Genomic DNA, 24,381 nt, shown 5'->3' with positions numbered 1-24,381 from the left:
CGGTCAGGTCGTGGGGTGGTTCAGGGCAGGGGTGATCACCCGGCGGGGAGGCAGGGGTGATCGTCCCGACGACGTGAGCGGGCGCGTCAGGTTCAGGTAGTGGTGCTGGTACTGACTGAGGGGGTGCTCAGAGAGTGGGAACGCCGAGGGCGGGGAGGACCACGGCGTCGATGTAGGAGGTGAGGAAGTCCCTCGTCGGCGGCAGGTCGTCGATCAGCGCACGGGTGGCGAACGCGCCGAGCATCATGTGCACGACGTAGTCCAGCGCCGGGTTGTCCGCCCGGACCTCGCCCCGGTCGATCGCCCGCTGGACCATGCTGCGGAACTCCTGCGCCTCGGGCTCCACCAGCAGTTCCCTGAACGCCTTCAGCAGGTCCGGGTTGGTGTGCGCCGCCATGGCCAGACCCCGCATCAGCGCGGCGTTCTGCTCCATGGTGCAGTCGTCCTCGTGGGCCAGCAGGGCGTGGAAGTCGCCCCGAAGGGTGCCGGTGTCGACGTCGGCGATGCTGCCCGGCTTGTTGTGCCGGATCGCCTTGGCCACCAGCTCGGCCTTGCCGCCCCACTGGCGGTAGAGCGTCGCCTTGCTGGACTTCGTACGGGCGGCCACGGCGTCCATGGTGAGCGCGTCGTAGCCGACTTCGCGGAGCAGGTCGAGCACGGCCTCGTACAACTCGGCCTCGCGCTCGGGTGTGATCCGGCTGCGACGCGTCGTTGCGACCTCGGCCACGCGACTCACCCTTCCTGCTCCCGACGATCTCCGTACGACACCGTCTCGTACAGGAAGAATGTAGCGCAGCCTCTTTAGAAACGAAACTGTTTCGTACGTGTCGCCGGTCACGTGGCGCGCGCCGCCCACCCGAGTGGCCGTTTTTGCACGACTTGCTCCGGTCCGCCCCCCGGGCGAAGCATGGGTAGGTGACCTATCTGCGTCTGCCCCACCTCAGCGGTGACCTGCTGTGCTTCGTCGCCGAGGACGACCTCTGGCTGGCCCCTCTCGACGGGCCGGGCCGCGCCTGGCGGCTCACCGTCGACCGCACCAAGATCGGCCACCCGCGCTTCTCGCCGGACGGCCGCCGGATCGCATACACGAGCTGGAGCAGTCTCGTGCCCGAGCTGTACCTGGTGCCGACGGAGGGTGGCAGCGGCCACCGGCTCAGCTACTGGGGCAGTCCGGACACCCAGGTGTGCGGCTGGACCCCGGACGGCGACATCCTCGCCGTCGCCTCGCACGGGGAGCCGTTCTCGCACTTCACCTGGGCGTACAAGGTCTCCACGGACGGCTGCCCGGGTCGCAAACTGCCCTGGGGCCCGGTCACGGACCTCCAGGTCGCCGACATCGACGGCGAGCGCCGCACCCTCCTGCTCACCGGCACCCCGCCCCACGAACCGGCCTCCTGGAAGCGCTACCGCGGCGGCGCCATGGGCCGCCTCTGGCTGCACGGCACCCGTCTGCTCGCCGACCTCCACGGCCATCTGCACTCCCCGATGTTCGTCGGCGGCCGGGTCGCCTTCCTCTCCGACCACGAGGGCGTCGGCAACCTCTACTCCTGCGCGTACGACGGCTCCGACCTGCGCCGGCACACCGACCACGACGCCTTCTACGCCCGGCACGCCGCCAGCGACGGAACGCGCGTGGTCTACCAGTGCGCCGGGGACCTGTGGCTCGTCGACGACCTCGCCGCCGACTCGGCGCCCCGCCGCCTCGACGTGCGCCTCAGCGGTCCGCGCGCGGGCCGTCGTACCTACCAGGTGCCCGCCGCGCACCACGTGGACGGCATCTCGGTCGACGAGACCGGGCGCGCGAGCGCGGTGGTCGTGCGCGGCAGCCTGTACTGGCTCACGCATCGCGACGGCCCCGCCCGCACCATCACCGACACCCCGGGCGTACGGGTACGGCTTCCGGAGATGCTCGGCTCCGGCGGCCAGGTCGCCTACGTCACGGACGCGGAGGGCGAGGACGCGATCGAGATCGCCTATCTGCCGCGCGCCACCGGTGACCGCGAGCCGCGGCGGCTGGCCCAGGGGGAACTCGGCCGGGTGCTGGAGATGGTCTCCGACCCGGAGGGCGAGCGGCTCGCCCTCGCCGCGCACGACGGACGGCTGCTGCTGCTCGACGCGACCGAGGAGTCCAACGGCGCGGTGACCGAGCTGATCCGGTCGATCAACGGGCCGGTCCGGGACCTCGCCTTCTCGCCGGACGGCTCATGGCTCACGTGGTCGCATCCAGGCATCGGCCGGTCCCTGCGCCAGATCAAACTGGCCCGGATCAAGGACCGTTTCATCGTCGACCTGACCAACGGCCGCTTCGAGGACGAGAACCCGGTCTTCACCCGCGACGGCCGCTATCTCGCCTTCCTCTCCTGGCGCGGCTTCGACCCGGTCTACGACGTCCACACCGGCGACCTCTCCTTTCCGCTGGGCTGCCGCCCGTACCTGGTCCCGCTGACCTCGGCCACCCCCTCCCCCTTCGCGCTGAGCCCCGACGGGCGCCCGGCCGCCGGGGGGATGGACCCGGTCGAGGACGAGGCCGGCGCCGAGGGCGGGGAGGGCGGCGCGGTGACGGTCGAGGTCGAGGGCCTGGAGAGCCGGGTGACGCCCTTCCCGGTCGCCGCCTCCAAGTACTCGGGGCTGTACCCGGTCGCCGGCGGCGGGCTGGTCTGGCTGCGCTGGCCGATCTCGGGCGCGCTCGGCGAGACCTTCGTCAACCCGGACGACACCAGCGGCCGCCCCACCCTGGAGTACTTCAACATCGTCAAGGCCAAGAAGTCCGAACTCGTCGAGCACCTCGACTGGTTCACCGTCAGCGGCGACGGCACCCGCCTCGTCGTGGTCGACGAGAGCGACCTGCGCGCCGTGCCGTCCACCGAGTCCGGCGACAGCGACACGACGACCTGGATCGACCTGCGCCGCATCATGCACGAGGTCGACCCGGGCGCCGAGTGGCGCCAGTCGTACGAGGAGGCGGGGAGACTGATCCGCGCCTACTTCTGGGAGCCGGAGATGTGCGGGATCGACTGGGACGCGGTGCTGGAGCAGTACCGGCCGCTGGTGGACCGGGTCGCCTCGCCGGACGAGTTCGCCGACCTGCTCCGCGAGCTGCTCGGCGAACTCGGCACCTCCCACGCCTACGTCACCGCCGCCCGCCGCAACGAGGGCCCGCCCCACTACCAGCGCCGGCAGGGCCTGCTCGGCGCCAACTTCGTCCAGCGCGACAGCGGCTGGACCGTCGCGCGTATCCTCCCCGGCGACTCCTCCGACTCCAAGGCACGCTCGCCGCTGGCCGGTTCCGGCATCCGCGAGGGCGCGATCCTGACCCACGTGGACGGCCGCCCGGTCGACCCGCTGACCGGCCCCTACCCGCTCCTCGCGGGCGCGGGCGGCACGACGGTGGAGCTGACCTTCACCCCGGCCGAGGGCGAGGGACGCTCCCGGCGGGTGGCCGTCGTCCCGCTCCTCGACGAGCGTCCGCTGCGCTACCAGGACTGGGTGGCCAAACGCCGGGCGGTGGTGCGGGAGTTGAGCGGCGGCCGGTGCGGCTATCTGCACATCCCCGACATGGGCGGCTCCGGCTGGGCCCAGTTCAACCGCGACCTGCGCATGGAGGTCTCCCGGCCCGCGCTGATCGTGGACGTGCGGGGCAACGCGGGCGGCCACATCAGCGAGCTGGTCATCGAGAAGCTGACCCGCACGATCCTGGGCTGGGACCTCACCCGCGACGCCCAGCCGGTGTCGTACACCTCGAACGCGCCGCGCGGGCCGGTGGTGGCGCTGGCGGACGAGGCGACGTCCTCCGACGGCGACATGATCACGGCCGCCTTCAAACTCCTCAAGCTGGGCCCCGTCGTGGGCCAGCGCACCTGGGGCGGCGTCGTCGGCATGACCGGCCGACACCGGCTGGGCGACGGCACGATCATCACGGTGCCGATGAACGCGGCCTGGTTCGACGCCTACGGCTGGTCCGTCGAGAACCACGGCGTCACCCCCGACGTGGAGGCCCTGCGCACCCCTCTCGACTGGGCGGAGGGCCGCTACGCCCAGCTCGACGACGCGGTCCAACTCGCCGTGCACCTGCTGACGACGGAGCCGGCGGCGACGCCTCCCGACCACAGCCACGTCCCGGACAGGTCGAGGCCGAAGCTGCCGCCCCGGCCGTGACGTGACCTAACCACCCGCACCTCGGAAGACACGAACACAGGGCGCCCCCAAAGGAGAGGGCGCCCTGCGTCATCGGGTGAAGCCGCACGCACGCTTAGGCGTCGTAGTCCTGCGCGAAGCGGTCCTCGGCCTCACGCCGCTCCCGCTCCGACTCCTGGTCGCGGCGGCCACGCTCACGCGTGGGGTCCGAGGGGCGCTCGCGCCGCTCGTCCTGCTCCTGACCCATGCGCTCCTTGGCCTGCTGGCGCATCCGCTCGGCCTTGTCCTGGAACTGGTCCTTCATGCCCATGAGATTTCACTCCCGTTGTGGGTAAGGGATGGGGCTCGACCAGATTTGCACGCCCGGACACACCACGCATTTCGATCAACTACGCTGCGTAGCCCGCGCCTGTTCGTCGGCCTCGCCACCCGCGCCCACGAGCCCCGTACGCATCCCCCGCAGCCGCGGCGCGAACCGCCGCATCTCGCGCTGCCCCACGGTCCCGATGAGCGCCGGCAAGTACCCGCGCACACCCTGCATCCCGCGCAGCCACCACTGTCCGTACACGTGGCTCGACCGCCGCTCGATGCCGGCCACGATGCGGTCCACGGCCGGTCCCGGCGGATAGGTCTTGTTCGACGGCCAGGGCAGCCGCTGCCTCAACTCCCGCATGACATCGTCCTGATGGGCCCCACGCACCATGTCGGTGTCGGTCCAGGACAGGTACGCGACCCCCACCTTCACGCCCTGATGACCCACCTCGGCGCGCAGACTGTGCGCGTACGCCTCCACGCCCGACTTGGACGCGCAGTACGCGGTCATCATCGGCGCCGGCGTGATCGCGGCCAGGGACGCGACCTGGAGCAGATAGCCCCGGCTCTCGGTGAGCACCGGCAGGAAGGCGCGGGCGGTCACCGCGGACCCGATCAGATTGACCTCGACGACCCGCCGCCAGGCCTGCGGATCGGAGTCGGCGAAGGGCCCGCCGCTCGCGACGCCCGCGTTGGCGACGACGATGTCGACCTTGCCGAAACGCTCCTTGACCTCCTGGGCGACCTTCGTCATGGCCTCGTGGTCGGTGACATCGGCGTACCAGTGCTCGCTCTCGCCGTGCAGCCGCGCGGAGACCTGCTTCAGCGCGTCCGGCTCCAGGCCGACCAGCGCCACCTTGGCGCCGCGCGCCGACAGCTTGCGGGCGAGCAACTCCCCGACGCCCCGCGCGGCCCCGGTGACGACCGCGACCTGTCCCTCCAGGCTGACCCTGCTCATGCGCCCTCCTTGACCGGTTCCTCCGGCGCGTGTGTGGTGACGAGTTCGCGAATCCTGCCGGTGATCAGCTCGGGAGCCTCCACCGGTGTCATGTGGCCGAGCCCGGGCAGCTCGGTGAGCCCGACGCACCGCGGCAGCGCGGCGACCAGCGCACGGGCGTGCACCGGCGGCGTGAGCCGGTCCCCCGTCCCGACGACGACCGCGGTGGGCACCTGCAACTGCCCTACGCCGTGGTCGAGATCGACCAGGTCCAGCACCCGCGACCAGGTGTGACGCACGGTGCGCGGGCAGGCGTGCACGATCCGGGCGCACGCCTCCACCATGTGCGGGGCGGAACCGGCGCCCATGGTGGCGTACTTGAGGATCCTGCGCGCCGGCGCCGTGACCGGACCGAGCGGCGCGCGGGAGCCGAGGATGTGCCCGGTCAGCCACGTCCGCAGCCGCCCGGCGCGCATCGGCAGCACGGTCGACTCGGCGACCAGCCGCGAACTGCCCGTGCTGCACAGCAGGACGGCCGCCGCGTGCGCCCGGAAGCGATCCCGCCCGGCCGCCGCCATCACCGTCATGCCGCCCATGGAGTGCCCGGCGATCACCGCCCGCTCCCCGGGCGCGAGCGTCGCGGCGAGTACGGCCTCCAGGTCGTCGGCGAGGGCCTGCGTGCTGCACAGGCGGCTCGCGGGGCTGCGGCCGTGGCCGCGCTGGTCGTAGGCGATGACGCGGTGGTCGGCGGCGAGGGCGCGGATCTGCGCGGCCCAGAACGCGGTGGAGCAGGTCCAGCCGTGGACGAGGACGACGGCCGGCGCGCCGTCGGGTCCGTGCACCTCGACGTGCAGGGGCGCGCCGTCGGCGGAGGTGACCGTCAGTTCGCGGGCGGGGACGGGCGGGGCGTAGGGGCCGGAGGCGACGTGCAGGAGGCGGCTCATGCGAGGGCCTCCCGCACGGGCTCGTCGGTGGCCCTGGCCGCGGGCGGGCGCAGCACCTCGTACTCCCCCAGGTCCACGCGCCGTGTCGCGCGCCGGAAGTCGCTCGTCGTACCGGGCCAGATGGTCGTGTTGCGGCCGGCCGCGTCCAGGTACCAGCTGTTGCAGCCGCCGGTGTTCCACACCGTACGCTTCATCCGCTCCTGCAGGCCGTGGTTCCAGGCGCTCACGGCGTCGGGCCGGGCGTCGAGGGCCACGCGCCCGCCGAGCACCTCCAACTGCCGTACGTAGTCGGCCAGGTAGTTCAGCTGGGACTCGATCATCAGGATCATGGACGAGTTGCCGAGGCCGGTGTTGGGCCCGATGATCGTCATCCAGTTCGGGAATCCGGCGGCCGAGGCGCCGCGCAGGGCCTCCATGCCGCCCTTCCAGACCTCGGCGAGCGTCCGGCCCTCCACCCCGACGACCCGCTCGGCGATCGGCATGTCCGTGACGTGGAAGCCGGTGCCGAAGATGATCACGTCGACCTCGGCCTCGGTGCCGTCGGCCGCGACGACTCTCGAGCCGCGGATCTCGCTGAGCCCGCTCGCGACGACGTCCACGTTCGGCCGGGCGAGCGCCGGGTAGTACTCGCTGGACAGCAGGATCCGCTTGCAGCCGATGCGGTAGTCCGGGGTGAGCTTGGCGCGCAGGGCCGGATCCTTGATGGCCCGGGCCATGTTCTGCTTCGCCAGCCGCTCCACGAAGCCCAGCTCGCCCGGGTGCTTGGTGAAGGCCTGCACCTGCAACTCCCGGATGCCCCACAGCAGTCCGCGGCGGAGCCGGGCCGTCACCGGAAGGGCGCGGTGCAGCCGGCGCTCGGCACCGCTGATCGCGCGGTCCATGCGGGGCATGACCCAGGGCGGGGTGCGCTGGAAGAGGGTGAGCCGGCCGACCTCGGGCTGGATGGCGGGCACGATCTGGATGGCGGACGCGCCCGTGCCGACCATGGCGACCCGCTTGCCGCGCAGGTCGGCGTCGTGGTCCCAGCGGGCCGAGTGGAACACCTTGCCGGGGAAGGTGTCGAGACCCGGGATGTCAGGGACCTTGGGGTCGGACAGCGGCCCGGTGGCGGAGACGACGAGGTCGGCGGTGAGGGTGCCGGACGCGGTCTCGATCACCCACCTCAGCTCGTCGGCGTCCCAGACCATGCGCTTCACCTCCGAGTCGAGGCGCAGGTGCGGGCGCAGCCCGAAGACGTCCGTGACGTGCTCCAGATAGGCGCGGATGTGCTCCTGTCCGGAGAAGGTGCGCGGCCACTCGGGGTTGGGCGCGAAGGAGAACGAGTAGAGATGGGACGGCACGTCGCACGCGCACCCGGGATAACTGTTGTCCCGCCAGGTGCCGCCGACGCTGCCGGCGCGTTCCAGGACGACGAAGTCGGTGATCCCCTCGCGTCGCAGCCGCACGGCGGCTCCGAGCCCGCCGAATCCCGACCCGACCACCGCCACCCGTACATGTTCGTGCTCGGCCATACCGACGCCCCTCCATGCCGTTCCGCGACTCTGCAACTCTGCCAGTGAACACTGGCGCAATCGGGAGACTAGAGGAGCGGCGTACTGATGGGTAGGGGTCGACGCGAGGAAAGTTACCGGCGGTACGCCGTAGGGTGCGGACGTGACCGAGAAGCGTGAGTACCGCATGGAGGAGCTGGCCAGGCTGGCCGGCATCACAGTGCGCACCCTGCGCTTCTACCGCGAACGCAAGCTGATCCCGCCGCCCCGTCGCGAGGGCCGCATCGCCTGGTACGACGACCACCACCTGGCCCGGCTGCGCACCATCGGCGCGCTGCTGGAACGCGGCCACACCCTGAACGGCATCGCGGAACTCGCCGAGGCCTTCGACCACGGCCGCGACGTCGCCGACCTGCTCGGCGTCGGCATCGGGGCCCCCACCGAGGAGGAGCCGGTCCGCCTCACCCCCGAGGAACTCGCCGCCCGCTTCGAGGGCGAGGTCACACCGGAGAACCTGGCCGCCGCGATGGACCTCGGTTACCTCGGCACCGACGGCGACGAGATAGTCCACATCAGCCGCCGCCTGCTCGACGTCTCCTCGGCCCTGGTCCGCGAGGGCATCCCGCTCGCGGAGGTCCTCCGTGCGGGCAAGGAGGTCCGCGCCCACGCCGACGCCCTCGCCGAACTCTTCGCCACCCTGATCCTCCGCCACGCCCCCGAGGAGGACCTCCCCCGCCTACGCCCCCTGGCCCGCAGCGTGGTGGAGGCGGAACTCTCCCTGGCCCTGGACCGCCGCATGCGCACGGAGCCGTAGGCAGCCGCCGCCCGCCGGGCCCGACGACCGGCGGACCACCGCCCCTGCCGCGCAGCGCCTAGCGGTTGTAGACCACCGTCACCGGGGCGTGGTCCGACCAGCGCTCGCCGTGGGTGGCCGCCCGCTCCACCTGCGCCTTGACCGCCCGCTCCGCGAGCCCGGGCGTGGTCACCTGGTAGTCGATGCGCCATCCCGAATCGTTGTCGAACGCCCGCCCCCGGTACGACCACCAGGTGTACGGCCCCTCGACGTCCGGATGCAGGGCGCGTACGACGTCGACGTAGCCGCCGGCCTGGGTGTCGAACACCGCGCTGAGCCAGTCGCGTTCCTCCGGAAGGAAGCCGGAGTTCTTGGTGTTGCCGCGCCAGTTCTTCAGGTCGGCCTGCTGGTGGGCGATGTTCCAGTCGCCGCAGACGACGACCTCACGCCCGTCGGCGGCGGCCCGCTCCCGCAGGTCCTTGAGGTAGGCGAGGAACTCGCCCATGAAGCGCACCTTCTCGTCCTGCCGCTCGGTGCCGACCTCGCCGGACGGGAGATACAGGGAGGCGACCGTCACACCGGGCAGGTCGGCCTCGACGTACCGCCCACTGCCGTCGAACTCCGTGGACCCGAATCCGACACGCACGGCGTCCGGCTCACGCCGGGTGTACAGGGAGACACCCGCGCGCCCCTTGGCAGCCGCGGGGGCGTGCACGACGTGCCAGCCCTCCGGCGCCCGCACGTGCTCGGGCAGCTGCTGCGGCTCGGCGCGCACCTCCTGCAGGCAGAGCACGTCGGCTTGCGTCCCGGCGAGCCACTCCACGAAGCCCTTCTTCGCGGCGGCCCGCAGCCCGTTCACATTCACAGAGGTCACAGTGAGCACCGGGGCACCTTACCGGCACACTGGACAAAGTCCAGATCCTTACTTTGCATAGGTGTACGATCCGCAGCATGAATATACGTCGCGTCTCCTTCGACCACCCCGACGCCGTGAAGCTCAACGACGAGGTCCAGGCCGAGTACCACGAGCGCTACGGCGACGGCGGCGACGCCACCGTCCTGGACCCGTCGGACTTCCAGCCGCCGAACGGCGTGTACCTGATCGCCTACGACGAGTCCGACCGCCCGGTCGCCACCGGCGGCTGGCGCAGGCAGGACAAGAACGCCGAGGGCAACGAGGACGGCGACGCCGAGCTGAAGCGGATGTACGTGATCAGGGACCTGCGCGGCCGGGGCCTCGCCCGGCGCATGCTCACCGCACTGGAGGAGGACGCCCGCGGCGCCGGCCGCGTCCGGATGGTCCTGGAGACCGGCACCGAGCAGCCCGAGGCCATCGCCCTGTACACCTCCAGCGGCTACGAGCCGTGCGCCAAGTTCGGCTACTACCGCTTCCACGAGTCGAGCCGCTGCTTCGCCAAGGCCCTGTGACGCCTGCCACTTGAGGGCCCGTCACCGGGCCCCTGAGCGCAACAGGACACGCGACAGAGCCCCGTCGGGATCCCGACGGGGCTCTAGGTGCGTGGACCTGTGGGGATTTGAACCCCAGACCCCCTCGATGCGAACGAGGTGCGCTACCAGACTGCGCCACAGGCCCTTGCAACGAGTGAAACTTTAGCACCCCGATCGGGGTGCTTGGAAATCCGTTCCCGCTGGACCCGGGGCCGGAGCCGGGCGGCCTACTCGTTGGCCGCCCGCGGCCGCTCCCCCTCTTCGTACTGGTCGAACAGCGGCGTGCGGCCACGCTCCCGCGCCCGCCGCGCCGAGGCCGCCCGGCGCCGCGCGTCCCCGCGCCCCTCACCGTCCGCCTTGTCCGCCGCGCTGTCCACCGCGCCGTCCGCCGACCGCGCCTGCCCCGGCTCCCCCACTGCGGCGTCGGCCGAGGAGGCGGAGGCCGGCGTCCCGGAGGCGTGCTCCCGCGAGCCCGCGGCGGCCTCCTGCCCCTGCGCCACCGGGCTCGACCGCGCCGAGCTCCAGGCGTCAAGGGCCCCGAGATCCACCTCCGGCGTCGCGCGCGGCGCGACCGGCGCCGTCACGTACGTGGGCAACGGCACCGGCACGGGGTCCCAGCTCTCCCCGTGCCCGGGCCGCCGCTGCCGCTCCCGCTGCTGATCGACCCACTCGGCGTGGTCGGTCTGCTCCACCAGCGCCCGCCGGTCCGCGGCCAGCGCCGACAGCCCGGCGTCGGTCTCCGGTTCGTGCCCCTCCTCGGGCTCGTCGGCCTCGGCCTCGGCCACCGCGTGCCGACGCGGCTGGCGCGCCCGGTCACGGAGCCGCTGCGCCGCGGCCTCCGCCTGGCGCCGGTCCATCTGGTAGGCGAACCGGCGGCGCTCCTGTGCCCGCAGATACACGATGTATCCGCTGAGCAGCACGGCGGGCACACCGGGCGCCCACAGGAACGTGAGGCCACCGACGGCCGCGACGACCGCGCCGAGCGTGAAGGCGAGGAAGAGCATGATGGTGGTGCGCCTGCGGCGCGCCAGCACCTTGGTACGCCGGGCGCGGGCCGCGGCCGCCTCCGCACCGGGTGCGCGAGGGGCCGGCGGGACCGGCTTGCGTGAGGGCCGGGGCGTGGACACGTCTGCCCGGGCCGGGGCGGTGCCGGTCGTGCGCGCCTCGGACGCCGGCGCGGCTTTGGCCGCCGCCTCCGTGACGGCGCCCGTCTGCGGGCGGGTCGGAGGCACGGCGAAGGCCCGGACGTCCACCGAGTCGGTGACCGCGTCCGGGTCGTCGAAGCCTGGCTCCCCCTCGTCGGTGGAGCGCGCCCGCAGGTCCTTGGCGTACCGGCGCTCCATGCCCGCCCGTCCGGACAGCAACCGGATGGCTGTGCTGAAGCGTTCCGTCGGACGGGCCTCGTTCAGCTCGTCCTGCCTACGGAGCCACATCGGCACCAAGTAGGCGGCCCAGGCCCCGACAATGACTGCGTAGATGAGGCCGCTGCTGCTCACGCCTCACACGGTAGAGGGGTTTGCGTGAGGCCATCTGCCAATTGAGCCGGTGTGTCGCACGATCTGGCTGATATTTCGAGCTTTTTTTGCGACCGATGCGATCAGCAGGCTGGCGCACCCGCGAATTCAATGCCTCCGGACCGGTCACCAATCGATCATTTTCGAACACGTATTCAATTTCGGGGTCAGGCAGGATTCCCCGGGGCGTTCTGCGAGTTCCGGGGCAGGTCCCGCGCGTTCCCCGGGGTGTTCCGTGTGCGCGACCGGCGCCAGCGGGGCAGCAGCCCCTCGGGGACTTCCTCCGCCGTGAGCGCGAAGACGAGATGGTCCCGCCAGGCGCCGTCGATGTGGAGATAACGGGGCCTGAGGCCCTCCTCGCGGAATCCGAGTTTCTCCACCACACGGCGGCTGGGCCCGTTCTCCGGACGAATGCAGACCTCGATGCGGTGGAGGCCGACGGTCCGGAAACAGTGGTCGACGGCGAGGGCCACGGCCGTCGGCATCACGCCACGGCCGGCCACCGACTCGTCCACCCAGTAACCGACGTGCCCCGAGCACATGGAGCCCCAGGTGATCCCGGCGACCGTCAACTGCCCGACGAGCCGCCCCTGGTACTCGATGACGAACGGCAGCATCCGGCCCGCGCTCGCCTCCGACCGCAGATGGCGGACCATCTGCCGGTACGTCGGCCGGTGCGTGATCGGCCCGCTGGGCGTGGGCGGCGGGATGGTCGCCTCCCAGGGGCGCAGCCAGTCGCGGTTGCGCCGGTTGACCTCACGCCAGGCCCGCTGGTCGCGCAGCTTTATCGGCCGGAGGACGACATCGCCCTCCACCAGTTCCGTGGGCCAGGATGGGCTGTTCAGCTCGCACCCCCACCGGCCGGTCTGGGGTGGTCACCGCCGCGGATCTGGTCGACGGCGTGGATCAGCAGGGGCTCCAGCACGGCCAGTCCGTCCCGCACGCCGCCCGACGAACCGGGCAGATTGACGATCAGGGTCCCGCCCGCCACTCCCGCCAGGCCCCGGGAGAGCGCGGCGGTGGGCACCTTGTCCCTGCCGTACGCCCGGATCGCCTCCGCGATCCCCGGCACCTCGCGGTCGAGCACGGCGCGCGTGGCCTCCGGGGTGCGGTCGGTGGGCGAGACGCCGGTGCCGCCGGTGGTGACGATCACGTCGTATCCGGCGTCCACGCCCGCCCGCAGCGCGGCCTGTACCGGATCCCCGTCCGGGACGACCTGCGGGCCGTCGACGGCGAACCCGAAACCTCTGAGGCCGTCCGCGATCAGCGGGCCGCCCTTGTCCTCGTAGATCCCCGCGGCGGCACGGTTGGAGGCGGTGATCACCAGCGCGGCGTACGGCGCGGGGAGCGCACCGCCGATCCCGGCGTCAGCAGTCATGACCTGCTCCAGTCGCCCGACTTGCCGCCCGTCTTCTCCTCCACCCGTACGTCCGTGATGACCGCTCCCTTGTCGACCGCCTTGACCATGTCGATCACGGTGAGCGCGGCGACGGAGACCGCGGTGAGAGCCTCCATCTCGACGCCCGTGCGATCCGTCGTGCGCACCGTGGCGTGGATCTCCACGGCGTCGTCCGCGACCGACAGATCCAGTGTCACACCCGACACCGACAGCGGGTGGCACAGCGGGATCAGGTCCGGCGTCCGCTTGGCGCCCATGATCCCCGCGATCCGCGCGGTGGCGAGGGCATCGCCCTTGGGGACCCCTTCGCCGCGCAGCAGTTCGATCACGCGGGGCGAGACGAGGACGCGTCCGCTCGCGCGCGCGGTGCGCGCGGTGACGTCCTTGTCCGAGACGTCGACCATGCGGGCGGCGCCCGCGTCGTCGAGGTGCGTCAGGTGGTCCTGCGCAGGCGGTCCGGGGGTCGCCCCCCGGGAAGGCACGGTCATGGTGTGGCGCTCCCGGTCCGGGCCCGTCGCGGTGCGGCGCACGGACCTGTTGTGCGCGACACGGTACCGCCAACCTGGGGCGGTCAGCCGAGCAGGACCACCTCGACCTCGGCACCCGGCTCGACGGACTCCGTGTCCTCCGGTACGACGATCAGCGCGTCGGCGTGCGCGAGGGCGGCGACCAGGTGGGAGCCGGCCCCGCCGACCGGCGTCACCCGGCCGTCGGCGTAACTGCCGCGCAGGAACTGCCGGCGGCCCTTCGGCGAGGTCAGCGCCTTGTCGGCCGTCAGGGTCGCCCGGCTTCGCGGACGGTGCACCTCGGGAAGCCCCATGAGGGTCCGGATCGCGGGGCGGACGAACAGTTCGAAGGAGACGTACGACGACACCGGGTTGCCGGGGAGGGCCAGCAGCGGCGTGTGGTCGGGGCCGATGGAGCCGAAGCCCTGGGGCTTTCCGGGCTGCATCGCGAGCCTGCGGAACTCGATGCCGCTGCCCGGTTCGTCCTCGTCGCCGACGTGCGACAGGGCCTCCTTGACGACGTCGTACGCCCCGACGCTCACGCCGCCCGTGGTGACCATCAGGTCGGCGCGGACGAGCTGGTCCTCGATGGTGGTGCGCAGGGTCTCGACGTCGTCGGCGACGGCGCCCACCCGGTAGGCGATGGCTCCGGCGTCGCGGGCGGCCGCGGTGAGGGCGAAGCTGTTGGAGTCGTGGATCTGGCCACTGCCCAGTTCCTCGCCGGGCTGGACGAGCTCGCTGCCGGTGGAGAGCACCACCACGCGAGGACGCGGGCGCACGCGTACGGTGCCGCGGCCGATCGCGGCGAGCAGCGCGATCTGCGGCGGGCCGAGGACGGTGCCCGCGTCCAGGGCGCGGTCGCCGGCCTTCACGTCGCTGCCCTTCGGGCGCACGTGCGCGCGTGCCTCGGCCGGCCGGTGCACGCGCACCTGCCCGGAGGCGTCCTCGGGGCCGAGGCTGCGGGCCCGCATACCGGTGACGGGTCCCTCGCCGAGGCCGCCGTCGGTCCACTCCACGGGCACCACCGTCTCCGCGCCGGGCGGCAGCGGGGCACCGGTCATGATGCGCGCGGCCTGGCCCGGCCCCACGGTCAGGAGCTCCGCCTGGCCCGCGGCGACGTCCCCGACGACCTCCAGGACCGCCGGGAACTCCTCGTTCGCGCCCGCGACATCCGCGACCCGTACCGCGTACCCGTCCATGGAGCTGTTGTCGAACGGCGGCAGGGAGACCGGCACCGTGACGTCCTCGACCAGGACGCAGCCCTGGGCGTCGAGCAGTTGCAGCTCGATGGGTTCGAGGGGGCGGACGGTCTCGAGGATGTCCTCCAGGTGTTCGTCCACCGACCACAGGTGGTCCTGGCCGGTGGCGCGGGGCGCGGCGGTGCTCAAGTGGCTACATCTCCTCGGTGACGTAACTGCGAAGCCAGGTCCGGAAGTCCGGGCCCAGGTCCTCACGTTCGCACGCGAGTCGGACAATGGCACGCAGGTAGTCGCCGCGGTCCCCGGTGTCATAGCGGCGGCCCTCGAAGACGACGCCGTGCACCGGGCCGCCCACCTTCTCGTCGGCGGCGAGCTGCTGGAGGGCGTCCGTGATCTGGATCTCACCGCCGCGGCCGGGTTCGGTCTCGCGCAGTACGCCGAAGATACGCGGGTCGAGGACGTAGCGGCCGATGATGGCGTAGTTCGAGGGGGCGTCGGCGGCGTCCGGCTTCTCGACCAGGTCGCTCACCTTGACCACGTCGGCGTCCTCGGTGGCCTCGACGGCAGCGCAGCCGTAGAGGTGGATCTGCTCGGGCGCCACCTCCATGAGCGCGATCACGCTGCCGCCGTGCCGCTCCTGGACCTCGATCATGCGCTGCAGGAGGGGGTCGCGCGGGTCGATGAGGTCGTCGCCGAGGAGCACCGCGAAGGGCTCGTCGCCGACGTGGGGGGCCGCGCACAGGACGGCGTGACCGAGACCCCTGGGGTCGCCCTGGCGCACGTAGTGCATGGTCGCGAGGTCGCTCGACTCCTGGACCTTGGCCAGCCGCGCGGCGTCGCCCTTCTTGCCCAGAGCCGACTCGAGCTCGTAGTTGCGGTCGAAGTGGTCCTCGAGAGGGCGCTTGTTGCGGCCGGTGATCATGAGGACGTCATCGAGACCGGCCGCGACGGCCTCTTCGACCACGTACTGGATCGCCGGCTTGTCGACCACCGGCAGCATCTCCTTGGGAGTGGCTTTGGTGGCCGGCAGGAACCGGGTGCCGAGGCCTGCTGCGGGAATGACAGCCTTGCTGATCCGTGGTTGCGCCTGAGTCATGCTCGCAACCATATCCGGTGACTTTGCGGGGAATCCGCAGTTCCGGTCAGTACGCACTCATATGAGCACTTTGAACGCGGAACGGGAGCGACGCATGGGTCACCTCGGACACACGAGCGAGCCTGACAAGCGCACATTGCGCCGAGAGCTCCTCGCGGTGAGGAGCAGGTTGCCCGCAGGTGACGTGCAGGGGGCCGCGGCCGCACTGGCGGAGAACGCGCTCGAACTGGGTGAGCTGGCGCACGCGCGCACGGTGGCGGCGTACGTCTCCGTGGGCGCCGAGCCCGGCACCCTCGCGCTGCTCGACGCGCTGCGCGCGCGGGGCGTGCGCGTCCTGCTTCCGGTGCTTCTGCCCGACAACGACCTCGACTGGGGTGTCTACGCCGGGGAGGGCTCCCTCGCGCGCGTGCAACACGGGGGCAGGATGGCGCTCTTGGAGCCCGTCGGCGAGCGGCTCGGGCCGGACGCGGTGACGGGCGCCGACGCGGTGCTGCTGCCCGGGCTCGCGGTGGACGCGCGCGGGATGCGGCTGGGGCGCGGCGGCGGCTCCTACGACCGCGTCCTGGCGCGGCTGGAGCGCGCGGGCGGCCGTCCGGCGCTGGTGGTGCTGCTGTACGACGCGGAGGTCCTCCCACGCGTCCCCGCCGAGCCGCACGACCGCCCCGTGCACGCGGTGGTCACGCCGTCGGGCGTGCGGCGCTTCCCGCGCACCGGAGACTGACGCCCGGACAGGACGCCCGGACAGGCGAAAGGGCTCTCCACGCGCGCGTGGAGAGCCCTTCGGACGTCGCCGTCAGGAGGTCACGGCTTCAGGACGAGGGTGTCGTCCGTGTTCGTGTCGACCGCCTGCTTCGTGAACGACCAGTCCAGCAGCTCGCCCTTGGCCCACTTGCCCGTCTGGTCGGTGTAGTGGGCGCTGTAGGCATGCCCGGAGGCGCCGCTGAGGTTGATCCACTTCGACTTGTCGAAGTCGTCGAGGTTGACCACCATCCGCATCGACGGCACCCAGACGACGCCGTACCCGCCCGCGGCGTTCCAGCCGGTCGCGTTGACCGTCGCCTCGCCGCCGCCGAGCTCCCAGGGGCCGCGGTTGAGTACGTACTGCAGGAAGCCGGGGCCGCTGGTGCCCAGGGTCTGGTTCTTCAGGAACAGCCGGTGCAGCCGGCCCCAGCTCCAGCTGTCGATGTCCTTGCCGAGCTTGGCGGTCAGCTCCCAGCGAGCGTCGATCATGGCGCGCTTGAACAGCTCGTCACGGTTGTCGGCGCCGGGGCGGGTGCCCGACTTGGGGGTGGTCCACCAGTCGCTGTCCTCGTCGGCCATGAGGGTGCGCACCACCTCGAACCAGCGGTCGCCGCCGTCCGGCTGGGCCTGGTCCGCGTCACGCTGGCCGCACTCGCGCACCCGCCGGTCGTCGTCCACCGGGCCGGTGGTGTCGACCGGCTCGACCCACAGGCACTGGCCCTGGACCCGCAGCTCCTTGGGCAGCTTGTTGCCGAACGCGAGCTTGAGGACGTTGCGCCAGACCGAGTTGAAGTAGGCGGCGGCCGCCGAGTCGGCGTCCTGGGTGTAGTCCCAGCCCTCCAGGAGCTTCTGGGCGTCGCGCACGTCCTTGTCGCCGACGTCGATCTTCAGCAGCTGCGGGACGAGCAGCTTGGCGATCTCGCTGCTGTTGTCCGTCTGCATCTGCCGCATGTCCTCGGTGGAGACCTTGCCGCCACCCTTGAGCTTGGACTCGATCAGGTCGCTTATCCGCTGGCTCCGGGTGCCGTAGCCCCAGTCGGTGGTCAGCGTGTACGGGTATTCCTTGCCCACGACGGCCTGGTTGGCGGTGACGATGTAGCCGCGCTCCGGGTCGTACTCGTAGGGCAGCTCGTCCTGGTCGACGTAGCCGCTCCAGCGGTACTTGGAGTCCCAGCCCGGCGCCGGGATCGAGCCGTCGTGGCCCTTCGCGCGCGTGGGGATCCTTCCGGGCAGCGTGTAGCCGATGTGGTTCTCGGTGTCGGCGTAGACGAGGTTCTGCGAGGGCACTTCGAACAGGGCCGAGGCGGCGCGGAAGTCGTCCCAGTCGGCCGCCTTGTTCATCGCGAACAGGGCGTCCATGGTGTTGCCCGGCTCCAGCGCGGTCCAGCGCAGCGAGATGCCGTAGCCGTCGCCGCGGTCGGGGGCCGCGGTGTCGACGGTGGCCTTGCGGCCGACCTTCACGAGCTCGTCGTCACGGTCGGACAGCAGGGGGCCGCTGTTGGTCTCGCGGACCACGATCTTCTTGGGGGTGCCGCCGGCGACGTGGATGGTCTCCTCGTACGTGGTGAACGGCTTCACCTTGCCGTCGTAGAGGTAGCCGTCGCCGGTGAGCTTCTCCAGGTAGAGGTCGGTGACGTCGACGCCGGAGTTGGTCATTCCCCAGGAGATGTTCTGGTTGTGACCGATTATCACGCCCGGCATGCCCGCGAAGGTGTAGCCGGAGACGTCGTACTGGCACTTGCTGGAGACCGTGCGGCAGTGCAGGCCCATCTGGTACCAGACGGACGGCAGCGACGCCGACAGGTGCGGGTCGTTGGCGAGCAGCGGCTTGCCGGTGATGGTGTGCTCGCCGCCGACGACCCACGAGTTGGAGCCGATGCCGTTGCCGTTCACGCCGACGGCCTCGGGCAGGTCCTCCAGCTCGTCGTAGAGGCCCGCCAGCTGGCTCTGGAACCCCGAGGAGTCGGTGGACGAGGACGAGTCCGTCGAGGTGCCCGTGGACGCCCCGGCATCGCCTGAGGCGGCTCCGGACGTGCCGTCCGTGGAGCCGCCGTCCGTGCTCTCCGTGGAGGTGCCGCTCGCGCCGCCGTCGAACGTGGCGCTGAGCTCGTCGTACTGGCCCTGCCGGACGACGACCTGGTTCCGGTCGTACGGGTAGCGCGGGTAGAGGTCGCCGACCTGCTTCGGGCCGAGGCGGCTGGTCATCAGGGAACGGTCGATCTCGTCCTGCATGTTGCCGCGCAGGTCCCAGGCCATCGCCTTCAGCCACGCCACCGAGTCGACCGGGGTCCACTTCCCGGGCTTGTAGTCGTTGCTGAAGCCGAGCGCCGCGTACTCCAGGGAGATGTCCTCGGCGTCCTTGCCCGCCAGGTAGGCGTTGACCCCCTTGGCGTACGCCTGGAGGTACTTCTTGGTGGCGGCGGACAGCTTGGTGTCGTACTCCTTCTGCGCGGTCCGCTGCCAGCCCAGCGTGCGCAGGAACTCGTCGTTCTCGACCTGGCTCTTGCCGAACATCTCCGACAGGCGCCCGGAGGTCATGTGCCGGCGGACGTCCATCTCGTAGAACCGGTCCTGCGCCTGGACGTAGCCCTGCGCCATGAACAGGTCGTCGTCGGAGGAGGCATAGATCTGCGGGATGCCGTTGCCGTCGCGCTTCACGTCGACGGGCGCGGTCAGGCCCTGCAGCGTGATCGAGCCCTTGGTCTGCGGGAAGGAGGCACGCACGGTGCTGATGGACCAGTACGCGCCGTAGGCGACGCCGCCGATGACGGCCAGCACCAGGACGAGTACGAACAGTCGGGCTTTTCGCCCCTTCTTCCTGCCGGACTTGCCGGGCTGCTGACCCGTTGAGGCGGTGGTGTTGGGGGGCATCGCTGTCCTTGCTGTCCTAACGCGAGCGGCAGGCGGTACTGGAGTGCTGGAGCAACCATAGGCGCAGGGCCCGGCGGCCCTTGACGCGGAGTGGGGAACCGGCACGGACTGACGTTCGATCTTGCCCGGGCAAGCGTCAAGAAATCGTCAAGAGTTAGGTAAGGTAACGAAGTAACTTCGTCAGGGGAAGGAACCGGCCGCTGAACATCCACGACCTCAACGAACTCCTGCTCGTCTGCTCGCTCGTCCTGCTCGTCGCCGTGGCCGCGGTTCGGATCTCCTCGCGCAGCGGGCTCCCCAGCCTGCTCGTGTACCTGGGCATCGGCGTCCTCATGGGCCAGGACGGGATCGGCGACATCCACTTCAACAACGCCGAGCTGACCCAGGTCATCGGGTACGCGGCCCTGGTCGTGATCCTGGCCGAGGGTGGCCTCGGCACGAAGTGGAAGGAGATCAGACCCGCCCTGCCCGCCGCCAGCGCGCTGGCGCTGGTCGGGGTCGCGGCGAGCGTCGGGGTCACCGCCACGGCGGCGCACCACCTGGTCGGGCTGGACTGGCGGCAGGCACTCATCATCGGCGCGGTGGTCTCCTCCACCGACGCGGCCGCGGTCTTCTCGGTGCTGCGCAAGATTCCCTTGCCCGCGCGCGTGACGGGCACGCTGGAGGCCGAGTCCGGCTTCAACGACGCCCCCGTGGTCATCCTGGTCGTCTCGTTCTCCACGGCCGGACCCTTCGAACACTGGTACGTGCTGGTCGGCAAGATACTGCTGGAGCTCGCCATCGGCGCCGCCATCGGCATCGCGGTGGGCTGGCTGGGCGCCTGGGGGCTGCGGCACGTGGCCCTGCCCGCCTCCGGCCTGTATCCGATCGCCGTGATGGCGATCGCGGTCACCGCCTACGCCGCCGGCGCCCTGGCGCACGGCAGCGGCTTCCTCGCCGTCTATCTCGCCGCGATGGTGATGGGCAACGCACGCCTGCCGCACTGGCCGGCCACGCGCGGGTTCGCCGAGGGGCTCGGCTGGATCGCCCAGATCGGCATGTTCGTCCTGCTCGGTCTGCTGGTCACCCCGCACGAGTTGGGCGACGACATCTTGCCCGCGCTGCTCATCGGGCTGGTGCTCACCATGGTGGCGCGCCCCTTGAGCGTCGTGCTCTGCCTCGTGCCGTTCCGGGTGCCGTGGCAGGAGCAGGCACTCATGTCCTGGGCCGGGCTGCGCGGCGCCGTGCCCATCATCCTGGCCACCATCCCCATGGTGAACGGCGTGGACGGCAGCCGTCGCATCTTCAACATCGTCTTCGTACTGGTCGTGGTCTACACCCTGCTCCAGGGGCCGACACTGCCCTGGCTGGCCCGCACCCTGCACCTGCGCGACGGCTCCGAGGCCGCCGCCGACCTCGGCATCGAGTCCGCGCCCCTGGAGCAGCTGCGCGGGCACCTGCTCTCCGTCAGCATCCCGCGCGGGTCGAAGATGCACGGCGTCGAGATCAACGAGCTGCGGCTGCCCGCCGGGGCCGCGGTCACCCTGGTCGTGCGGGAGGGGACGTCCTTCGTACCGCTGCCGACGACCGTGCTGCGCCGTGGCGACGAACTGCTCGTGGTGGCCACGGACCCGGTCCGGGACGCGGCCGAGCGGCGGCTGCGGGCGGTCGGACGCGGGGGCAAGCTGGCCGGATGGCTGGGGACGAACGGATCGAGCTAATCGCAGGTGGGTGAGGCCGATGGTGCTCGCTTTCACAGGCGTACCAAGCGTTCACCCCTGTACGATGCAGGCGTCACCCAGATCGAACCAACTCTGCCTGACGCAGAGCTGGCGCGACCGTATGGCGGCCGGAAACGCTCTTCGACGCAGTGGGCCCCGGTATCTACCGCAGTCAGCGCAAGAGGACAGCTCTCGGCGCCCCGGCCCACCACAAGCGGGCCGCGCTACCAGGCGGCAGAAAGGCAAGGGCCGTGGCATCCACGGTCACCTCGTCGAAGTCCTCCCGCCCCGGCTACGGGCAACTGCTGCGCACGCGCGGCGCCTGGACGTTCCTGCTTCCCGGCTTCGCGGCCCGTCAGCCGTTCGCGATGCTGACGATCTCCATCGTGCTGCTGGTGCAGCACACCACCGGCTCGTACGGCGCGGCAGGCGCCGCCGCGGCCGTCACCGGCGTCTCCATGGCGCTGTTCGCTCCCTGGACCGGGCGCCTGGCCGACCGCTTCGGACAGCGCGCCGTGCTGCTCCCCGGTGTGCTGGTGCACACCCTCGCGGGCCTCACCCTGACGGCACTCGCGCTGGCGGACGCCCCCCTGTGGGCGGTCTTCGCGGCGGCCGTCCCCACCGGCGCCTCGGTCCCGCAGATCGGGCCCATGGTGCGCGCCCGCTGGGGCGTGAAGCTCCAGGGCTCCCCCTTGATGACCACCGCCGCCGCCTTCGAGTCCGTCACGGACGAGCTGACCTTCGTCGTCGGCCCGCTGCTGGCCACCGCCCTGTGCACCGCCGTCGACCCGGCGGCGGGCCTGGTGACCGAGGCCGCGCTCACCCTGGTGGGCGGTCTGCTGTTCGCCGCGCAGAAGAGCACGCAGCCGGTCGTCGGCGCCGACGGGCACGCGCGCGCGGAGCACGCCTTCGCGCTGCGCGTCCCCGGGGTGCGGGTGCTGGCCGTGGCGTTCCTCGGGATCGGCTCCGTCTTCGGCGGCATGCAGGTGTCGCTGGCCGCGTTCACCGAGTCGATCGGCGAGCCCGGCCTGAACGGCGTCCTGTACGGGACCTTCGCCGCGGGCAACATGCTCTCCGGCATCGCGTGCGGCGCCGTCGCCTGGAAGGCGGCCCCGCAACGCCGCCTGGTCGTCGGCTACGGCGCCCTCGCGCTGGCCGCCGCCGGTCTGTGGGCCGCGCACTCGGTGCTCCTGCTCACCGGGCTCGGCCTGCTCGTCGGCATGTGCGTGGCACCCGCCCTGATCACCGGCTACACGCTGGTCGAGAGCCTGGTCCCGGCCGGGGCGCGCACCGAGGCCTTCACCTGGCTGACCGGCGCGGTGGCGCTCGGTCAGGCGGGTGCCGTCACGGTCGCCGGACAGCTGGAGGACCGGTTCTGGGGCGGCGCCGGATTCCTGGTCCCGCTCGGGGGCACGGCGCTCGCGCTGGTGACCCTGGTCGCGCTCCGGTCGCGCCTGGACGCCCGGCCCCGGAGCCGCACCGTCGCACGTGGCGTCGGTCACCGCGCGCCGGTCACAGTGGACTGAGCCCGAGGAATACGTCACTATGGACCGTCGTTAGCACTCATCGAGTGAGAGTGCCAGGAGGAAGACAGTGCCGACCTACCAGTACCAGTGCACCGAGTGCGGCGAGGGCCTCGAGGCGGTGCAGAAGTTCACCGACGACGCCCTGACCGAGTGCCCCAACTGCCAGGGACGCCTGAAGAAGGTGTTCTCCGCGGTCGGCATTGTCTTCAAGGGCTCGGGCTTCTACCGCAACGACAGCCGCGGCTCCTCGTCGAGCAGCTCGCCGGCGTCGACCGGGTCGTCTGCGACGTCCTCCTCTTCGTCGTCCTCGTCCTCCTCGTCGTCCTCGTCCTCGGACTCGAAGGCGTCGAGCACGGGAAGCTCGTCCAGCACCACCGCCGCCTGAGGCGCACGCACGCTCACGGGACCCCACCGCCGTACGGCCGGTGGGGTTCTCGGTCTTTGCGGCACCACCTCCTGCCGCCGCGCCCACGACGGCTACTGTGCTGGTCATGGCGAACGCAGAGATCGGTGTAATCGGCGGCTCAGGCTTCTACTCGTTCCTCGACGACGTGACCGAGCTCCAGGTGGACACGCCGTACGGGGCCCCCAGCGACTCCCTCTTCCTCGGCGAGATCGCCGGCCGGCGGGTCGCGTTCCTCCCCCGGCACGGCCGCGGCCACCATCTCCCGCCCCACCGGATCAACTACCGGGCCAACCTCTGGGCGCTGCGGTCGGTCGGCGTGCGCCAGGTTCTCGGGCCCTGCGCGGTGGGCGGGCTGCGCCCCGAGTACGGGCCGGGCACACTGCTCGTCCCGGACCAGCTCGTCGATCGCACGAAGTCCAGGGCGTCCACGTACTTCGACGGACTGCCGCTGCCCGACGGCACCGTGCCGAACGTGGTGCACGTCTCCCTGGCCGACCCCTACTGCCCCGCCGGACGGTCGGCCGCCCTGAAGGCCGCGCGCGGGCGGGACTGGGAGCCGGTGGACGGCGGCGCACTCGTCGTGATCGAGGGACCCCGGTTCTCCACCCGCGCCGAATCGTCGTGGCACCAGGCGCAGGGCTGGTCGGTGGTCGGCATGACGGGCCACCCCGAGGCGGCGCTCGCCCGTGAACTGGAGCTGTGCTACACCTCGCTGAACCTGGTCACCGACCTCGACGCGGGCGCCGAGACCGGGGAGGGCGTCTCGCACGACGAGGTGCTGCGGGTGTTCGCGGCGAACGTGGACCGGTTGCGCGGGGTGCTCTTCGACGCGGTGGCGGCGCTGCCCTCGAACGAGGAGCGGGACTGTCTGTGCGTGAACGCGCTGGGTGGGATGGATCCGGGGTTCGTACTGCGGTAGGGGGCGACCCGCCGACGTGGCGGAGTGCGGAACTCCCCGTTCGAGTGAGGACGTTATCCACAACTCGTCGGTAGTGCACGGGCCGGAGCGGGCGGCGGCGCGAAACCTCATCGTGGGCGGCAACCGATCCGTCGTCACAGGTGGTGGTCCCCGTGTCCTTCGCTGCGCCCTCCGAACCGGCCCACGCACAGCCCTCCGTACGGCCCTCCGGCCCGCTCCCGCCTCGCGCGCCCGGGACGGACGCGCCCCCGACCCGCGAGGTGCCGCACTTCCCACCCGTTCGCGTGCGCGGCGGGCGACATCGGCTGGGCCGGTTCGTACGGCATCGGCGGCGGGCCCTGGCCTTCGGGACACTGGACGGGTGCCCCAGACAGTTCTGCTCGCCGAGGACGACCGCGCCATCCGCAACGCCTTGGAACGGGCCCTGACCCTGGAGGGCTACCGG

The 24,381-nt window shown here is 71.6% G+C and carries 21 protein-coding genes, 1 tRNA gene and 2 pseudogenes; 10 read left to right on the top strand and 14 right to left on the bottom strand.

Annotation, left to right across the window (positions count from 1 at the left end):
* Positions 1 to 127: 127 nt before the first annotated feature.
* Positions 128 to 727 (bottom strand): TetR/AcrR family transcriptional regulator, encoded by a 600-nt coding sequence (locus AB0O67_RS23180; RefSeq protein ID WP_365453022.1) that lies wholly within the window; start codon positions 725 to 727, stop codon positions 128 to 130.
* Positions 728 to 915: 188 nt separating this feature from the next.
* Here AB0O67_RS23180 and AB0O67_RS23175 point away from each other — a divergent pair, with 188 nt between their 5' ends.
* Positions 916 to 4,155 carry a S41 family peptidase gene (locus AB0O67_RS23175; RefSeq protein ID WP_365453019.1) on the top strand — a complete coding sequence of 1,080 codons (3,240 nt, stop codon included), beginning with the start codon at positions 916 to 918 and terminating at the stop codon, positions 4,153 to 4,155.
* A gap of 94 nt (positions 4,156 to 4,249) precedes the next feature.
* Here AB0O67_RS23175 and AB0O67_RS23170 read toward each other — a convergent pair whose 3' ends face one another.
* The 4 genes from AB0O67_RS23170 to AB0O67_RS23155 all read right to left on the bottom strand — a co-directional run bounded on the left by AB0O67_RS23170 (position 4,250) and on the right by AB0O67_RS23155 (position 7,838).
* Positions 4,250 to 4,444, bottom strand: a complete 195-nt coding sequence (locus AB0O67_RS23170; protein WP_365453016.1) for a hypothetical protein — start codon at positions 4,442 to 4,444, stop codon at positions 4,250 to 4,252.
* A 75-nt stretch (positions 4,445 to 4,519) separates the two neighbouring features.
* Positions 4,520 to 5,404, bottom strand: coding sequence for an SDR family oxidoreductase (locus AB0O67_RS23165; RefSeq protein ID WP_365453013.1), 885 nt, complete (start codon positions 5,402 to 5,404; stop codon positions 4,520 to 4,522).
* Positions 5,401 to 6,327, bottom strand: a complete 927-nt coding sequence (locus tag AB0O67_RS23160) for an alpha/beta hydrolase (protein WP_365453010.1) — start codon at positions 6,325 to 6,327, stop codon at positions 5,401 to 5,403. Before AB0O67_RS23160 ends, AB0O67_RS23165 begins: the two co-directional genes overlap by 4 nt.
* On the bottom strand, positions 6,324 to 7,838 hold the full coding sequence (locus AB0O67_RS23155) for an NAD(P)/FAD-dependent oxidoreductase (protein WP_365453007.1): 1,515 nt from the start codon (positions 7,836 to 7,838) through the stop codon (positions 6,324 to 6,326). The genes AB0O67_RS23160 and AB0O67_RS23155 overlap by 4 nt, the downstream gene beginning before the upstream one ends.
* Before the next feature lie 142 nt (positions 7,839 to 7,980).
* Here AB0O67_RS23155 and AB0O67_RS23150 point away from each other — a divergent pair, with 142 nt between their 5' ends.
* Positions 7,981 to 8,631: a MerR family transcriptional regulator gene (locus AB0O67_RS23150; protein WP_365453004.1), complete on the top strand. Its 651-nt coding sequence runs from the start codon at positions 7,981 to 7,983 to the stop codon at positions 8,629 to 8,631.
* Between the two features lie 58 nt (positions 8,632 to 8,689).
* Here the strand turns inward: AB0O67_RS23150 and AB0O67_RS23145 are convergent, their stop codons facing one another.
* Positions 8,690 to 9,493 carry an exodeoxyribonuclease III gene (locus AB0O67_RS23145; RefSeq protein ID WP_365453001.1) on the bottom strand — a complete coding sequence of 268 codons (804 nt, stop codon included), beginning with the start codon at positions 9,491 to 9,493 and terminating at the stop codon, positions 8,690 to 8,692.
* Positions 9,494 to 9,561: 68 nt separating this feature from the next.
* Between AB0O67_RS23145 and AB0O67_RS23140 the strand changes: the two genes are divergently transcribed.
* Positions 9,562 to 10,038 (top strand): GNAT family N-acetyltransferase, encoded by a 477-nt coding sequence (locus AB0O67_RS23140; protein WP_365452998.1) that lies wholly within the window; start codon positions 9,562 to 9,564, stop codon positions 10,036 to 10,038.
* A gap of 92 nt (positions 10,039 to 10,130) precedes the next feature.
* Here the strand turns inward: AB0O67_RS23140 and AB0O67_RS23135 are convergent.
* The 7 genes from AB0O67_RS23135 to galU form a co-directional block, all read right to left on the bottom strand.
* Positions 10,131 to 10,204: transfer RNA gene (locus AB0O67_RS23135), tRNA-Ala, on the bottom strand.
* Positions 10,205 to 10,286: 82 nt separating this feature from the next.
* The gene (gene glpR / locus AB0O67_RS23130; RefSeq protein ID WP_365452995.1) at positions 10,287 to 11,555 is read right to left on the bottom strand and encodes a gephyrin-like molybdotransferase receptor GlpR; all 1,269 of its coding nucleotides are present in this window, start codon (positions 11,553 to 11,555) and stop codon (positions 10,287 to 10,289) included.
* Between the two features lie 185 nt (positions 11,556 to 11,740).
* Positions 11,741 to 12,391: a GNAT family protein gene (locus AB0O67_RS23125; RefSeq protein WP_365453049.1), complete on the bottom strand. Its 651-nt coding sequence runs from the start codon at positions 12,389 to 12,391 to the stop codon at positions 11,741 to 11,743.
* 23 nt (positions 12,392 to 12,414) lie between these two features.
* Positions 12,415 to 12,951 carry a MogA/MoaB family molybdenum cofactor biosynthesis protein gene (locus AB0O67_RS23120; RefSeq protein WP_365452992.1) on the bottom strand — a complete coding sequence of 179 codons (537 nt, stop codon included), beginning with the start codon at positions 12,949 to 12,951 and terminating at the stop codon, positions 12,415 to 12,417.
* Positions 12,948 to 13,460 carry a cyclic pyranopterin monophosphate synthase MoaC gene (gene moaC, locus AB0O67_RS23115; protein WP_365452989.1) on the bottom strand — a complete coding sequence of 171 codons (513 nt, stop codon included), beginning with the start codon at positions 13,458 to 13,460 and terminating at the stop codon, positions 12,948 to 12,950. The genes AB0O67_RS23120 and moaC overlap by 4 nt, the downstream gene beginning before the upstream one ends.
* Before the next feature lie 83 nt (positions 13,461 to 13,543).
* Positions 13,544 to 14,866, bottom strand: a complete 1,323-nt coding sequence (gene glp, locus AB0O67_RS23110) for a gephyrin-like molybdotransferase Glp (RefSeq protein WP_365452986.1) — start codon at positions 14,864 to 14,866, stop codon at positions 13,544 to 13,546.
* A 4-nt stretch (positions 14,867 to 14,870) separates the two neighbouring features.
* Entirely contained in the window at positions 14,871 to 15,773 is a 903-nt protein-coding gene (gene galU, locus AB0O67_RS23105; protein WP_365452983.1) for a UTP--glucose-1-phosphate uridylyltransferase GalU, read from the bottom strand.
* Between the two features lie 94 nt (positions 15,774 to 15,867).
* Here galU and AB0O67_RS23100 point away from each other — a divergent pair, with 94 nt between their 5' ends.
* Entirely contained in the window at positions 15,868 to 16,494 is a 627-nt protein-coding gene (locus tag AB0O67_RS23100; RefSeq protein WP_365452980.1) for a 5-formyltetrahydrofolate cyclo-ligase, read from the top strand.
* Positions 16,495 to 16,574: 80 nt separating this feature from the next.
* Here AB0O67_RS23100 and AB0O67_RS23095 read toward each other — a convergent pair whose 3' ends face one another.
* A complete protein-coding gene (locus AB0O67_RS23095) occupies positions 16,575 to 19,385 on the bottom strand; it encodes a penicillin acylase family protein (protein WP_365452977.1) in 2,811 nt (936 codons plus the stop codon).
* A gap of 200 nt (positions 19,386 to 19,585) precedes the next feature.
* On the opposite strand from AB0O67_RS23095, the gene AB0O67_RS23090 reads away from it, so the two are divergent.
* The 6 genes and pseudogenes from AB0O67_RS23090 to AB0O67_RS23065 all read left to right on the top strand — a co-directional run.
* Positions 19,586 to 21,085: a potassium/proton antiporter gene (locus tag AB0O67_RS23090; RefSeq protein WP_365453046.1), complete on the top strand. Its 1,500-nt coding sequence runs from the start codon at positions 19,586 to 19,588 to the stop codon at positions 21,083 to 21,085.
* A 251-nt stretch (positions 21,086 to 21,336) separates the two neighbouring features.
* Positions 21,337 to 22,611, top strand: coding sequence for an MFS transporter (locus tag AB0O67_RS23085; protein WP_365452974.1), 1,275 nt, complete (start codon positions 21,337 to 21,339; stop codon positions 22,609 to 22,611).
* Between the two features lie 67 nt (positions 22,612 to 22,678).
* Complete coding sequence (locus AB0O67_RS23080) at positions 22,679 to 22,996, top strand: FmdB family zinc ribbon protein (protein WP_365452971.1); 318 nt, start codon at positions 22,679 to 22,681, stop codon at positions 22,994 to 22,996.
* 106 nt (positions 22,997 to 23,102) lie between these two features.
* A complete protein-coding gene (locus AB0O67_RS23075) occupies positions 23,103 to 23,936 on the top strand; it encodes an S-methyl-5'-thioadenosine phosphorylase (protein WP_365452968.1) in 834 nt (277 codons plus the stop codon).
* Positions 23,937 to 24,088: 152 nt separating this feature from the next.
* A pseudogene (locus AB0O67_RS23070) lies at positions 24,089 to 24,286 on the top strand (hypothetical protein); the annotation flags it as partial.
* Positions 24,287 to 24,297: 11 nt separating this feature from the next.
* Positions 24,298 to 24,381 (top strand): annotated as a pseudogene (locus AB0O67_RS23065) (DNA-binding response regulator); the annotation flags it as partial.

This window comes from Streptomyces sp. NPDC086077, assembly GCF_040686175.1.
GTDB lineage: Bacteria > Actinomycetota > Actinomycetes > Streptomycetales > Streptomycetaceae > Streptomyces.
The sequence above is the reverse complement of the archived record's forward strand: the minus strand, read 5'-3'. Positions and strand labels throughout refer to the sequence as shown.

Excerpts from the sequence above, each read along its gene's own strand:
- AB0O67_RS23170 (WP_365453016.1), bottom strand. The coding sequence starts at position 4,444 with ATGGGCATGAAGGACCAGTTCCAGGACAAGGCCGAGCGGATGCGCCAG.
- AB0O67_RS23165 (WP_365453013.1), bottom strand. The coding sequence starts at position 5,404 with ATGAGCAGGGTCAGCCTGGAGGGACAGGTCGCGGTCGTCACCGGGGCC.
- AB0O67_RS23160 (WP_365453010.1), bottom strand. The coding sequence starts at position 6,327 with ATGAGCCGCCTCCTGCACGTCGCCTCCGGCCCCTACGCCCCGCCCGTC.
- AB0O67_RS23155 (WP_365453007.1), bottom strand. The coding sequence starts at position 7,838 with ATGGCCGAGCACGAACATGTACGGGTGGCGGTGGTCGGGTCGGGATTC.
- AB0O67_RS23140 (WP_365452998.1), top strand. The coding sequence starts at position 9,562 with ATGAATATACGTCGCGTCTCCTTCGACCACCCCGACGCCGTGAAGCTC.
- AB0O67_RS23120 (WP_365452992.1), bottom strand. The coding sequence starts at position 12,951 with ATGACTGCTGACGCCGGGATCGGCGGTGCGCTCCCCGCGCCGTACGCC.
- moaC (WP_365452989.1), bottom strand. The coding sequence starts at position 13,460 with ATGACCGTGCCTTCCCGGGGGGCGACCCCCGGACCGCCTGCGCAGGAC.
- galU (WP_365452983.1), bottom strand. The coding sequence starts at position 15,773 with ATGACTCAGGCGCAACCACGGATCAGCAAGGCTGTCATTCCCGCAGCA.
- AB0O67_RS23100 (WP_365452980.1), top strand. The coding sequence starts at position 15,868 with ATGGGTCACCTCGGACACACGAGCGAGCCTGACAAGCGCACATTGCGC.
- AB0O67_RS23095 (WP_365452977.1), bottom strand. The coding sequence starts at position 19,385 with ATGCCCCCCAACACCACCGCCTCAACGGGTCAGCAGCCCGGCAAGTCC.
- AB0O67_RS23075 (WP_365452968.1), top strand. The coding sequence starts at position 23,103 with ATGGCGAACGCAGAGATCGGTGTAATCGGCGGCTCAGGCTTCTACTCG.